Source organism: Pelagirhabdus alkalitolerans, assembly GCF_900096905.1.
GTDB lineage: Bacteria > Bacillota > Bacilli > Bacillales > Amphibacillaceae > Pelagirhabdus > Pelagirhabdus alkalitolerans.
Window position 1 is genome coordinate 58,090 of the sequence record NZ_FMYI01000002.1, and the last position, 13,111, is coordinate 71,200.

The window sequence follows — 13,111 nt, forward strand, 5'->3', positions numbered from 1 at the left end:
ACATATTGTAACACAAAGTGACTTTGTAACGGATGTAGGTGTGAAGAATTGTTATCATTAATTTCTCTTGTTGGATAAACTGAAGTATAAATTAACTAACGGTGTAAAGAAAAAATATTGACAAATGGACGAATACATTTTACAATAAACTTTGTGCTTTCGAGGTGATAGTGATGAAAATACCTGTACAAAAAATTCTTCAAACTGAAGAACTACCTGTTGAATCAGAAGTCGATTTAACAGAACTTGAATCATTAAAAAATGATATCAGAAAAATAGGCTCTGTTCTTGTTGAAGGAAGAATGTCGGCACAAGATCAAACGATTACGGCACAATTAAACATTAAAGGTGAAATGATTTTACCATGTGCTAGAACACTGGTTGATGTTCATTATTCAATTGATCGTGATGTAATTGAAGTTTTTTCAATTGATCCGTATTATCAAGAAGAAGATGAATCAGAAATGCATCCAGTAGATGGTGAAATGATTGACTTGAAGCCGTATATTGAAGAGAACGTTTTATTAGAGATTCCGTTTCGTGTCTATGCGGATCCGGAAACCATTGAGGAACAAGCTTTATCAGCTGGAGAAGGTTGGGAAGTTGTATCCGAAGATGATTTAGAGGAAAAGTTAGATCCTCGATTTGAAAAATTACAATCATTATTCAATGATGATAAAAATGAAAATCAGTAAGGTTAAGTGTTTTTTCACTTCCTAACCTTTTAAATATGGATTTTCGTTTCGGAAGTGAAGGAGGTGTAAGACATGGCAGTACCAAAAAGAAGAACATCTAAAAAGGTGAAGAATCAGCGACGTACACACAAAAAACTACATGTACCAGGAATGGTATCTTGTTCAAATTGTGGTGAACTTACTAAACCTCACCATGTTTGTAAAGCGTGTGGTCATTATGATGGAAAAGAAGTTGTTGAATCATAATCGATTATACCCTTTTATGGATTGAAACCTAAAAAGCTAGCTCTTATGTAGAGCTAGCTTTTTTGCGTGCGAATAGAATTTATGAGGTCACTATTGACTAAATGCATGATCTAACGTTAAATAGTGATGTGTCAAATGGAGAATGTTTTGTTCAGTTCGTTATTGAAATGCATAAATATTTCAGAGCCTAAGGAGGGATTAGATGAGTTATATAATGGCTTATGTTTTAGGGATCATGGTGACGTTTCCATTACTTGTGACTATCATTACTTACTTATTGTTTCATCACTTCACACATAGTAAAAAAAAATCATTACATAGAAGCATGGAATATTCAGCTTTATTTTATTTGCTTTCATCCATTTTAATTTTTAATGAAACGTTTAATGTGTCGATCATTGGACCGCTAACGACTCTTTTATTAGTACTCTTATTTATGTTTGTTATTATTCAGTGGCGTTTAATTGATGATATCATCATATCAAGAGTTGTGCGGATTTATTTACGAGCTTTATTTTTAGTTTTCTTCATAGCGCATTTTGTGATGGTTATGCTTGCTATTTATGAGCGAGTATCAGTGTATTTTTAATTTGAATAGAATCCTAAAAGAGGCAGATCTTAAGATTTGTCTCTTTTTTGTTTTAAAATATGCGAACATATGTACTATTTTCCATTTTTTCTAACAATTATCCATAAATGTGTGGTGAGAAGTGGGGGGATGTGGTAAACTGTAAAAAAAGGTGGGCGATTATTATGTTTATGGGAGAATACAAACATAATATAGACGTAAAGGGTCGGATGATTATGCCGGCTAAATTTCGTGATGATTTAGGTGAATCTTTTGTAGTGACAAGGGGTTTAGACCAATGTCTGTTTGTTTACCCATTATCAGAATGGCGCATCTTAGAAGATAAAATAAAAAAACTCCCACTGACTAAAAAAGATGCCCGTGCTTTTTCGCGCTTTTTCTTTTCAGGTGCTGTGGAATGTGAAATTGATAAACAGGGGCGCATTAATATTCCAGCTTCTTTGAGAGAGTACGCGAATATTGAAAAAGCATGTTCAGTCATCGGTGTATCGAATCGTGTAGAAATTTGGTCAGAAGAAATATGGGAAAGCTATATGAATGATTCAGAATCAACGTTTACAGAAGTTGCTGAAAATATGATGGAAATAGACTTTTAAGTTAAATATTAGAAAGATGGTGATCACATGTTTAAGCATGAGAGTGTTTTAATGAACGAGACAATAGAGGGATTAAATATTTCAGAAGATGGTATTTATGTTGATGGAACACTTGGTGCTGGTGGTCACTCTGAACAGATTGTCAAACAATTAGTAAATGGACGATTAATTGCATTTGATCAAGATGAACACGCATTAGAAGCAGCCAAGGAAAGGTTGCACACATATCAAGATCGTATTGAGTTTGTCCATTCAAATTTTCGATACATAACAGAAGAACTAAATAAAATGGGCATCGACCAAGTCGACGGTTTTTTATTTGATTTAGGTGTATCCTCTCCTCAGCTAGATCATGGTCAAAGAGGATTTAGTTATCAACATGATGCACCGCTTGATATGCGAATGGATCAGACGCAATCTTTAACGGCATTTCAAGTTGTTAACGAGTGGGAGTATCAAGAATTAGTTCGAATATTTTTCAAATATGGTGAAGAGAAGTTTTCAAAACAAATTGCTAGAAAGATTGAAGCTAAACGCAAGGAATCACCTATTCAAACCACACATGAACTTGCAGATATCATTAAAGAAGGGATTCCTGCCGCTGCTAGGCGAAAGGGAGGACACCCAGCAAAACGTGTTTTTCAAGCGATTCGAATTGCCGTAAATGATGAATTAGGGGCATTCTTTGATGTGTTGCACCAAGCGGCAAGAAAAGTTAGTGTGGGTGGTCGAATTGCCGTGATTACGTTTCATTCTCTAGAAGACCGAATTTGTAAACAAGCCTTTAAAAAGTGGAGTACTGAACCACCACTACCTAAAAATCTACCGATTGTTCCAGATGATAAGAAACCACCATTTAAATTTGTTAGCAAAAAGCCAATTGTCGCAACGGAAGATGAGCTTTTCGAAAATAGAAGGTCAAGATCAGCAAAGTTAAGAATCGTTGAAAAGGTGAAAGAGTGGGATGATCAATTTCTTTATCAAGAAGGGTGGAAGCAATCATGAGCGTAAACGAAGCAAGAAACTACCAGTCAACCGCACCTAAACGAACACACCGTAGTGAACCTAGTCACCAGCCTAAAAAAATAGTTAAGGTCAATAGCCGAAAAATTACTAAAGGTGAGAAAATCATTTGGGGGTTTTTTGGAGTTCTGATAGCTGTTTCGTTAATATACATCGTTTCGTTTAATAGCAATCTTGACGCTGTTAATCGAGATATTCAACAATTGGAAAATCAAATCGAAGAACAACAATCCGTTAATCAAAACCTTAATCATCAAGTGATGGAATATAGTAATCCAGAACGCATTTTAGAAATTGCAAAAGATAATGGATTAACCATCCAAAATACTGAAGTTAGGCAAGCGACACATGTTAGTCATGATTAGTGAGGAGTCACTAAAATGAATAAACCAAACGCCAAATTTTTCATTAACTTATTTTTCGGTATGTTTTTCGTACTATTTCTTGTTATTGCTGGTCGATTAATTTTCATATCTGCTACCGGTGAAGTGCAAGGTGTTAACTTAGAAGATTGGGCAAATAAACAACGGACAACTGAGACTAGTTTGCCAGCACAACGTGGTTACATATATGATCGTAATGGCATGACTCTTGCGCAAGACTTAACAACGTATGGTTTATATGCTGTTATAGATGAATCTTACTCACCAAACCCTGAGAGGCGTCTTAATCATGTTGATGATGTCGATCGAACAGCTGAAGGTTTAGCGGATGTATTAGATGCTGATGCTAGTGAGATTCAAGATCGGTTGGAGTCAGGAAAAGAAAATGGTCAATTTCAAGTCGAATTTGGTCGTGCGGGGCATCAATTGACTCGTGAACAATATTTAGCTATTGAAGAATTAGAATTGCCAGGCATATATTTTCATGAAGGGTCTGACCGTTACTATCCTAACGGTTTATTTGCATCCCAAGTAATAGGACTCGCACAAGCTAACGATGGTGGCCAAGTTACTGGTTTAACAGGTATTGAAGCTCAATTAGAGGATGTTTTAAGAGGTGAGGATGGATCACTTAAGTTTGAACGAGATAACTATCATTCTAGGCTATTGGATGCTAATGAGGTTATTGAAGAAGAACAAGATGGTCATAACGTAACTTTGACAATTGATCAAAAAATTCAAACAGTGTTAGAAGATGCGATGACCCAAGTGGATGCACAATATGAACCGGAACGAATCACTGCTACTGTTATGGATCCTAAAACTGGTGAAGTTCTGGCGATGAGCAATCGCCCGAGTTACAATCCTAATCAGTTAGAAAATGTGACAAATTGGTATAATGATGTCGTCTCAACACCTATTGAACCTGGTTCAACAATGAAAGCTTTTACGATTGCGGCAGCTATTGAAGAAGGTGTGTATGACCCAGATGAAACATATGAATCAGGATCCTATTCGATTGATCAAATTGATCGTCCGATCACAGATTACCGGAGACATTGGGGTGAGATCACTTTTGAAGAAGGTTTTCAACGTTCATCCAACGTCGCGATGTCTAAATTGGTTTGGGAAAAATTAGGGACGGAAACATTTCACGATTATTTAGAGGCCTTTCACTTTGATCGACCCACAGGCATTGATTTACCAAGAGAGGAAGCTGGAACGATTTTATATCGTTATCCGATCGAACAACTAACGACTTCATATGGACAAGGAACAACCGTAACGCCGATTCAAATGTTAAAAGCAGCTACTGCTATTGCAAATGATGGTAAGATGGTTCAACCTTATGTCATTCAAGATATTGTTAATCCTGATACACAAGAAACAATACAATCTAATGAACCAGAAGTTGTCGATCAGCCTATTTCTAAAGAAACAGCAGATGAGGTGTTAAAAGCAATGGAGTCTGTTGTATCATCTGATGTGGGGACTGCTCGGAATATTTATGATTTAGAGTCATACACTGTTGCGGGAAAAACCGGAACAGCTCAGATATCAAGTTCTGAAGGTGGTTATCTGGAAGGACATGAAAATTATATTTTCTCATTCCTTGGTATGGCTCCGGCAGACGATCCAGAATTGTTGATGTATGTGACGGTTCAGCAACCCAAAATTGCAGAAGATGAAGCAGGTTCTGCACCTGTCTCGTTTATATTTAATCATGTGATGGAAAATGCACTCCACTACATGAACATTAAACCGGATAAAGAGTCGGAAGAGACAGTCGGTCAGATCCATTTCCCAGATTGGCATGATCAATCGGTCGATACTGTTGTCGACAGGCTTAATGAAGCGAATATAGACCCTGTCGTTATAGGGGAAGGGGATACGATTGTCAATTCAAATATGGATGCAGACGAACTGATTCTTTCTACAGATAAAGTAATGCTTGTAACAGATGAACCAACTATGCCAGATCTGTCAGGATGGTCGCTACGAAGTGTAACTGAATTTGCGCATTTGTTAGATTTAGATATAGAAATGATTGGTTCAGGTTATCTGATAGAACAAAGTATTGAAGAAGGTGCATCTATAGAGAATTCACCGTATTTACTGACCGAATTTTTATCTTATGAACAATTGCAAGAACAACTAAAAGCAGAAACAGAAGAAGAGTCAGATGAAGTTGAGGAAGAAGATCAAGAATTAGATTAAAATGAAAAACAGTGTACTATTCATTTTTGTTATCGTCATATAAATAAGTACAAGCATACTAAAGGGTGTGAATGTACGAATGGGCTATCATTCAATGTTGACGATTAAAAAAAGAGTGGTCACTGTTTTTTTGTGTGTAATATCTATCTTTATGGTTATTATGATGAGATTGTTTTATGTTCAATTTTTTAAGTTTGATGCTTTAGAGGAATTGGCAACTGAATCGTGGACACGTAATATACCATTTGAGGCTAGTCGAGGGATTATTTACGATACAAATAATGAAGTCATTGTCAAAAATGTATCCGCGCCGACTCTTATTATTGTACCAAGGCAACTTAATGATACAGTAAAAACCGCTGAAAAATTAGCGCCTATTCTAAATATGAATGTAGGTGACTTGGAACAATACATGAAGCGCGATACAAGTATGGTCAGGTTCCAAGAAGGTAGAAAATTAACAGATGAACAAGCAATTGCGATTCAAAATTTAAATTTACCAGGAATTTATTTAGCTGAGGATAGTAAAAGGCATTACCCCCACTCAGAATTATTAGCGCATGTGTTAGGTTTTAGTGGCATCGATAATCAAGGGCTCATTGGAATTGAAGCTGTTTATGATGAAAGACTAAGAGGTGAACAAGGTCATTTATCATTTTATTCAGATGCTAAAGGGAAGCGGATTGATCATCAATCGGATTTGTATAAACCACCAATTGATGGTGAGCATTTAAGATTGACCATTGACTTAGACGTCCAAAAAATTCTTGAAAGAGAGTTAGATCAAGCAATGGATACGTATCAACCTGATGGCGCATGGGGATTAGCAGTTAATCCTAACACGGGTGCTATATTAGGTATGGGATCGCGCCCATCTTTTGACCCTAATCATTATAAAGAAGTGGATGCGTCTATTTATGATCGTAATTTTCCTATTTGGAGCACCTATGAACCGGGATCAACATTTAAGATTGTTACACTTGCAGCGGCTTTAGAAGAACAAATTGTTGATCTTCATGAAGACTCTTTTTATGATAAAGGCTCTATTGATGTGGCTGGAGCTAAGTTACGTTGTTGGAAACGAGGCGGGCACGGTGATCAAAGTTATTTAGAAGTTGTGGAGAATTCGTGTAACCCAGGCTTTGTTAAACTCGGCCAAGGATTGGGTGCTGATGAGTTAAATCATTATATCGATGACTTTGGTTTTGGTAAAAAGACAGGCGTCGATTTACTTGGGGAATCAACTGGGATTTTATTTGCCCCTTCTCAATTGGGAGAGGTTGAGTTGGCAACGACTGCGTTTGGTCAAGGGATTTCAGTAACACCTATTCAACAAGTTATGGCTGTATCGGCAGCTGTCAATGGGGGTAAACTTTATCAACCATATATTGTTCAAGAATGGCTCGATCCGATTACTAATAAAACAATCGAAGAAAATAAACCACAACTAAAAAAGAGTGTTATATCGAATGATACATCCTTGCAAGTGGCTGAGGCTTTAGAGTCAGTTGTGGCTAATGGGACTGGTCGAGCTGCCTTTGTTGAAGGTTATCGTGTAGGTGGGAAAACGGGAACTGCTCAAAAAGTAGGAAGTGATGGTCGATACCTTGAAAATAATCACATTGTCTCATTTATAGGATTTGCCCCTGCAAATCAGCCTGAGATTGTTGTTTATGTAGCGGTCGATAATCCTAAAGATACAGTTCAATTCGGTGGTGTTGTTGCTGCACCAATTGTTGGTCGTATCATTCATGATAGCCTTCAATCACTAGGTGTACAAAAGCAAAGTGACGGCTTAGAAAAAGATTATCAGTGGCCTGAAGAACCTTTAGTTGAAGTTCCAGATTTTATTGGGGAGAGGGTGGATAAGCTTCATTCTTATTACCTAAATTTATCAACGGATTTATCTGGTGAAGGGGACTTTATTATTGACCAGTCACCTGATTCTGGCACAAAAGTCCCTGCGGGTGAGACAATTCGTTTGTTGAGAGGCCATAAATAATTGTTCTAATTCGTGCCACCAGCCCTATTTTTTGTTATAATAGTTCTGAGTTTATGATGATAGAGAGCATCAACTAGATTCGACACTCCATGAGTTGAGTGTCGATTTTTTGAGCTAGAATATATTGAGTGAAAGAGGCTGAATGATGAAAATTTTATCAGAGATTCTTAAATATTTCCCTTACAAATATGAATTAATTGGTGAAGATAACGTCATGATCCAGGCAATAAAAGTGGATTCTAGAGATGTATTGCCTGGTGATTTGTTTGTTTGTATTGATGGCTATACTGTAGATGGTCACCAATATACTGAACAAGCAATTAATAATGGAGCTGTGGCGATTATTGCTCATAAACCAGTTAGCGATGAAAGAGCGACAAAAGTGTATGTTAAAGATACAAGCGAAATATTAAGTTACTTATCAAGTTATTTCTATGATTTCCCATCTAATGATTTTCACTTGATTGGTGTAACCGGTACAAATGGAAAGACATCGATCACTTATTTACTAGATGAATTATTCCAGTTAGAAAAGAAGAAAACAGGTGTTTTAGGTACAATACAAATGAAAATTGATCAAAATGTTTATCCTATAGCCAATACAACGCCTGAACCGTCATATCTTCATCGGCATTTTAAAGAAATGGTAGATCATCAGATTGATCATGTTTTAATGGAAGTCTCTTCACACGCATTAGAGCTTGGAAGAGTTAATGGTTGTGATTTTGATATTGCTATTTTCACAAACTTAACACAAGATCATTTGGATTTTCACGAAACAATGGAAGATTACTTGCGTGCCAAAATGCGTCTCTTTTACCAGCTTGGTAATCGCTATAGCACGCTAGTGCCTAAAAGAGCCATCGTTAATTGTGATGATCCGCATCATCAATCATTTGCAAGTGCATCCAGCCAACCCATTATTCGTTACGGTTTAACAAATGAAGCGGATGTCTATGCTGAGGATATAAACTTAGATGCTAATGGCACGTCATTTAAATTAACAACAATAAGTGGAACTGTTCAAATTAATAGTCCTTTAATGGGGCGTTTCAATGTTTACAATATGCTAGCGGCAGCAGCTGCTGCTGAAGCATCTGGTGTTTCTTTAGAAACTATTCAACGTGGATTTAATCAAACAAAAGGTGTACCAGGGCGTTTTGAACCGGTCAAAGGAGAGCATGGATTTGGTGTTGTCATCGATTATGCACACACACCTGATTCATTAGAAAATGTTTTATCTACAATTAAGCAATTTGCTAAAGGATCCATCTATTTGGTAGTAGGTTGTGGAGGAGATCGTGATAAAACGAAACGACCTTTAATGGCAACAGTTGGAGAAAAATATGCAAATCATTCAATATTCACTGCTGATAACCCGCGTTCTGAAGATCCGATGCAAATTATTGCTGATATGGAAAAAGGGATGTCATCTGATCGATACGAAGTAGAAGTTGACCGACAAGTTGCAATCGAAAGAGCTGTTGGAATGGCAAAAGAGACCGACGTTGTGTTGATTGCTGGAAAAGGACATGAGACGTATCAAATAATAGGTGATAAGACGTTGCCTTTTAATGACTATAAAGTGGCAGAAAATGCGATTAAAGGTAGAGGAGAACATTCTTCAAGCGAGGTGTCTTCATGAAACTGACTGGTCAATTTCTTAAAGGATTGTTCACATTTAATGAACAAACGTTAAGTGAAGATTTAATCATCCGTGGTGTTGGGACTGATACGCGTATGGAATTAACCGATCAACTATTCATTCCAATCGTCGGTGATCACTTTAATGGGCACGACTACATAAAAACAGCCATTGAAAAAGGTGCTGTTGCAAGTATGTGGCAACGTGATTATCCACTCCCGGATGATTTACCAACTAACTTTCCGATTCTATTCGTGGATGATACACTTATGGGATTGCAAACATTGGCCACTGCGTATCGAGATCTAATCGATCCAACCGTAGTAGCTATTACGGGGTCAAATGGTAAAACAACAACAAAAGATTTGGTGAAAAACGTTTGTCAATCAGCGTTTAATACACATGCAACTAAAGGAAATTTCAACAATCATATCGGTTTGCCGCTAACCATTTTACAAATGGAAGAAAAAACAGATGTCTTAATTTTAGAGATGGGTATGAATCATTTTAATGAGATTGAACGATTATCAGACATTGCCAAACCTGATGTTGCTATTGTAACGAATATAGGCGAATCACATATTGAAAATTTAGGATCAAGAGAAGGAATTGCAAAGGCAAAATTGGAAATACTGTCCTCACTTCATCCGGATGGTGTATTAATCATTGATGGCGATGAGCCATTATTGAATCAAGAATACAATTTCAGAACGATTAAAGTAGGATTTAGTGTGCGAAATGATTATGAAGTAACCTTAAATGAAGTGATGCCGGCTGGCACTCATTTTATGTTAAATGGTGAACAGGACTATCAAATACCATTAGTAGGTAAACACCACGCCAAAAATGCAAGTTATGCTATTGCACTTGGTTATCATTTAAACCTAACGCATAAAGATATGTATGAAGATTTAATGAATCTTGAACAAACAGGTATGCGCTTTGAGCAATTATTATCGAAAAATGGTGCGACATTAATAAATGATGCATATAATGCTTCTCCTACATCTATGAAGGGAGCTATTGATGCCGTCAAGTTATTCACGGGTTATGAGAAAAAGGTCGCTGTATTAGGTGATATGTTTGAATTAGGAGAAAATGAAAAAGATTATCACGTTGAACTGGGCTCATGGATTCCATCTGAGATTGATTGTATTTATACGATTGGTCCATTAGCGTCTTTAATTTCTGAACATAGTAGAGTTCAATCTACACACGCTTCAACCCCTGAGGAGTTAGTTAACTTCTTGAAAGAGCATGATCAAAAAGGAAACCTTATTTTATTTAAGGCTTCGAGGGGCATGGCACTTGAAAAGGTCATTGCTCAATTAATGAACGAAAAAAGTTAAATGTTAGGGTAAGATTTAGGAGGATTTTTAAATGAATGAGTATTTACTATTATTATCGGTTATGGTGGCATTTTTGATCACAGTTTTAGCCTCACCTGTGTTTATTCCGTTTTTAAAACGATTGAAATTCGGACAGAGCATCCGAGAAGAAGGTCCGAAGTCTCATATGAAAAAGACCGGTACACCCACAATGGGTGGCGTTATGATCATCTTAAGTATCGTCATCGTTTCTCTGTTTATGATGGTGCGATATAGTACTGATCGTTTTAGCATCGATATGCTACTTTTACTTTTAGTACTAGTCGGTTATGGTGTGCTTGGTTTCTTAGATGATTTTATTAAAGTTGTATTGAAGCGAAATTTAGGATTAACCTCTAAACAAAAGTTAATAGGTCAGCTACTTATTGCCGTTATTTTTTATTTATTAATGTTAATCCAGGGAGTAAATACGACTATTACACTCCCAGCAACTTCATTAGCGGTAGACTTAAGCTTGTTTTACCCATTATTAGTGATTCTGATGATTGTTGGAACAAGTAATGCTGTGAATTTAACCGATGGTCTAGATGGGCTTGTTTCTGGTATCGCTTTGTTTGCCTTTTTCGCATTTGGTCTTCTAGCAACGATTGTATCATCTAATATGGAAGTCGCTATTTTTAGTTTTAGTGTTGTCGGTGCTTTATTAGGCTTTCTTATGTTTAATGCACATCCTGCAAAAGTGTTTATGGGCGATACTGGTTCTTTAGCATTGGGAGCAGCATTATCGGCTGTTGCCATCATTTTAAAGCTTGAAGTCCTGTTAGTTATTATAGGTGGTGTTTTTGTTATTGAAACATTGTCTGTTATGATTCAAGTTGTTTCTTATAAATTACGAGGTAAACGTGTATTCTTGATGAGTCCCATTCATCACCACTTTGAACTTAAAGGTTGGTCTGAGTGGCGTGTTGTTACGACATTTTGGGCAATGGGGTTAATACTTGCTGTAATAGGCTTTCTATTAGAGGTGTGGATATAAATGAATCGATTAAAAAACTTCCCATATAAACGCGTGCTTGTCCTAGGTTTAGCTAAGAGCGGTACAGCAACGTGTAAAGTACTAAATGATAATCAAATTGAAGTTGTTGCAACGGATTTACAGGCCGATCCCAACAGCCCTGATTTATTAGAATTAAAAGATAGAGGAATTGAATTATATATTGGTAGCCACCCTGATCATTTATTAGAGACATGTGATTTAGTTGTAAAAAATCCAGGAATCCCTTATCATGTTCCATTCGTTCAGTCTATCTTGGAGCGAGATATTCCGATATGGACAGAAATTGAGTGTCTTTACTATCTGATCGAACAACCTGTTCTTGCCATTACAGGTTCAAACGGGAAGACAACGACGTCAACACTTGCTCATGATATCTTAATCAAAAGTAAACAAGATGCTCAGTTAGCTGGAAATATTGGTCAAGTAGCGATTGAAGTTGCTCAACATTTAGAGAAAGATCAATCGTTGGTACTTGAATTGTCTTCATTTCAGCTTATGGGAATTAACCAATTCAAACCTAAAGTAAGCATTCTTTTAAACTTATTCGAATCGCATTTAGATTATCATGGTGATTTTGATAACTATCGAGCTGCTAAAGCCGCTATTTTCAAAAATCAAACGACGAATGATTATTTAGTTTATAATGCTGATGATAAAAGAGTGAAGGCACTTGCAGAGAACGCTCTATCTAGAAAGATTCCATTCAGTCGCAAAGAGAAGCTTGAAAATGGTGTGTGGATGAATGATCATACCATTTTTTATAGAAGTGAGCCTATTATTGATAAAGATCAAATTCGTCTTGTCGGTGATCACAACTTAGAAAATGTATTAGCGAGTATTGCAGCTACATTGATGATGGGGGCGACAAAAGAAGGTATTCAGGCGTCTCTTACATCATTTAATGGTGTTACATATCGATTACAGTTTATAAGAGAACTCAATAATCGTCTCTTTTATAATGATTCTAAGGCAACAAATTCTTTTGCGACTTCAAAAGCTTTATCAGCATTTGATCAGCCGATTCGATTAATTGCAGGTGGTTTAGATCGTGGAAACGGATTTGACGAATTGATACCTTATTTAGACAACGTAGAAGGCATTTATTTATATGGTGAAACAAAAGATAAGCTAGCGAGTACTGCGCAAAAAGCTAATATTCAAACGATAAAGACGGGTGAAGACTTGGTTGAAATGACGCATAAAGCCTATAATGATTCGAATCAAGGAGATGTCATCTTGCTATCGCCAGCTTGTGCAAGTTGGGATCAGTTTAAAACATTTGAGGATCGAGGGGACATGTTTTCAAACGTTGTGCATACACTTTTATAAA

The 13,111-nt window shown here is 36.7% G+C and carries 12 protein-coding genes; all 12 read left to right on the forward strand.

Going from position 1 to position 13,111, the window contains the following annotated elements; genetic code table 11:
• Window positions 1–173: 173 nt before the first annotated feature.
• Window positions 174–695 (forward strand): YceD family protein, encoded by a 522-nt coding sequence (locus tag BLR62_RS02480; RefSeq protein ID WP_090792738.1) that lies wholly within the window; start codon window positions 174–176, stop codon window positions 693–695.
• A gap of 72 nt (window positions 696–767) precedes the next feature.
• Window positions 768–941: a 50S ribosomal protein L32 gene (gene rpmF / locus BLR62_RS02485; RefSeq protein ID WP_090792741.1), complete on the forward strand. Its 174-nt coding sequence runs from the start codon at window positions 768–770 to the stop codon at window positions 939–941.
• Between the two features lie 202 nt (window positions 942–1,143).
• Window positions 1,144–1,530 (forward strand): DUF3397 domain-containing protein, encoded by a 387-nt coding sequence (locus tag BLR62_RS02490; protein ID WP_090792743.1) that lies wholly within the window; start codon window positions 1,144–1,146, stop codon window positions 1,528–1,530.
• A 164-nt stretch (window positions 1,531–1,694) separates the two neighbouring features.
• On the forward strand, window positions 1,695–2,126 hold the full coding sequence (gene mraZ, locus BLR62_RS02495) for a division/cell wall cluster transcriptional repressor MraZ (RefSeq protein ID WP_090792746.1): 432 nt from the start codon (window positions 1,695–1,697) through the stop codon (window positions 2,124–2,126).
• 27 nt (window positions 2,127–2,153) lie between these two features.
• The gene (gene rsmH, locus BLR62_RS02500; RefSeq protein WP_090792749.1) at window positions 2,154–3,131 is read left to right on the forward strand and encodes a 16S rRNA (cytosine(1402)-N(4))-methyltransferase RsmH; all 978 of its coding nucleotides are present in this window, start codon (window positions 2,154–2,156) and stop codon (window positions 3,129–3,131) included.
• On the forward strand, window positions 3,128–3,514 hold the full coding sequence (gene ftsL, locus BLR62_RS02505; RefSeq protein WP_090792752.1) for a cell division protein FtsL: 387 nt from the start codon (window positions 3,128–3,130) through the stop codon (window positions 3,512–3,514). The genes rsmH and ftsL overlap by 4 nt, the downstream gene beginning before the upstream one ends.
• Window positions 3,515–3,529: 15 nt before the next feature.
• Window positions 3,530–5,749 (forward strand): penicillin-binding transpeptidase domain-containing protein, encoded by a 2,220-nt coding sequence (locus BLR62_RS02510; RefSeq protein ID WP_090792754.1) that lies wholly within the window; start codon window positions 3,530–3,532, stop codon window positions 5,747–5,749.
• A gap of 79 nt (window positions 5,750–5,828) precedes the next feature.
• A complete protein-coding gene (locus BLR62_RS02515) occupies window positions 5,829–7,751 on the forward strand; it encodes a stage V sporulation protein D (protein WP_090792757.1) in 1,923 nt (640 codons plus the stop codon).
• Window positions 7,752–7,896: 145 nt separating this feature from the next.
• Window positions 7,897–9,396, forward strand: a complete 1,500-nt coding sequence (locus tag BLR62_RS02520; protein ID WP_245719380.1) for a UDP-N-acetylmuramoyl-L-alanyl-D-glutamate--2,6-diaminopimelate ligase — start codon at window positions 7,897–7,899, stop codon at window positions 9,394–9,396.
• Entirely contained in the window at window positions 9,393–10,745 is a 1,353-nt protein-coding gene (locus BLR62_RS02525) for a UDP-N-acetylmuramoyl-tripeptide--D-alanyl-D-alanine ligase (protein WP_090792762.1), read from the forward strand. Before BLR62_RS02520 ends, BLR62_RS02525 begins: the two co-directional genes overlap by 4 nt.
• Window positions 10,746–10,776: 31 nt before the next feature.
• On the forward strand, window positions 10,777–11,760 hold the full coding sequence (mraY, locus tag BLR62_RS02530; protein WP_090792763.1) for a phospho-N-acetylmuramoyl-pentapeptide-transferase: 984 nt from the start codon (window positions 10,777–10,779) through the stop codon (window positions 11,758–11,760).
• Window positions 11,761–13,110 (forward strand): UDP-N-acetylmuramoyl-L-alanine--D-glutamate ligase, encoded by a 1,350-nt coding sequence (murD, locus tag BLR62_RS02535; RefSeq protein WP_090792767.1) that lies wholly within the window; start codon window positions 11,761–11,763, stop codon window positions 13,108–13,110.
• Window position 13,111 lies beyond the last annotated feature (1 nt).

Excerpts from the sequence above, each read along its gene's own strand:
- BLR62_RS02520 (WP_245719380.1), top strand. The coding sequence starts at position 7,897 with ATGAAAATTTTATCAGAGATTCTTAAATATTTCCCTTACAAATATGAA.
- BLR62_RS02525 (WP_090792762.1), top strand. The coding sequence starts at position 9,393 with ATGAAACTGACTGGTCAATTTCTTAAAGGATTGTTCACATTTAATGAA.
- ftsL (WP_090792752.1), top strand. The coding sequence starts at position 3,128 with ATGAGCGTAAACGAAGCAAGAAACTACCAGTCAACCGCACCTAAACGA.
- rsmH (WP_090792749.1), top strand. The coding sequence starts at position 2,154 with ATGTTTAAGCATGAGAGTGTTTTAATGAACGAGACAATAGAGGGATTA.
- mraY (WP_090792763.1), top strand. The coding sequence starts at position 10,777 with ATGAATGAGTATTTACTATTATTATCGGTTATGGTGGCATTTTTGATC.
- BLR62_RS02490 (WP_090792743.1), top strand. The coding sequence starts at position 1,144 with ATGAGTTATATAATGGCTTATGTTTTAGGGATCATGGTGACGTTTCCA.
- BLR62_RS02480 (WP_090792738.1), top strand. The coding sequence starts at position 174 with ATGAAAATACCTGTACAAAAAATTCTTCAAACTGAAGAACTACCTGTT.
- rpmF (WP_090792741.1), top strand. The coding sequence starts at position 768 with ATGGCAGTACCAAAAAGAAGAACATCTAAAAAGGTGAAGAATCAGCGA.
- BLR62_RS02510 (WP_090792754.1), top strand. The coding sequence starts at position 3,530 with ATGAATAAACCAAACGCCAAATTTTTCATTAACTTATTTTTCGGTATG.
- BLR62_RS02515 (WP_090792757.1), top strand. The coding sequence starts at position 5,829 with ATGGGCTATCATTCAATGTTGACGATTAAAAAAAGAGTGGTCACTGTT.
- mraZ (WP_090792746.1), top strand. The coding sequence starts at position 1,695 with ATGTTTATGGGAGAATACAAACATAATATAGACGTAAAGGGTCGGATG.
- murD (WP_090792767.1), top strand. The coding sequence starts at position 11,761 with ATGAATCGATTAAAAAACTTCCCATATAAACGCGTGCTTGTCCTAGGT.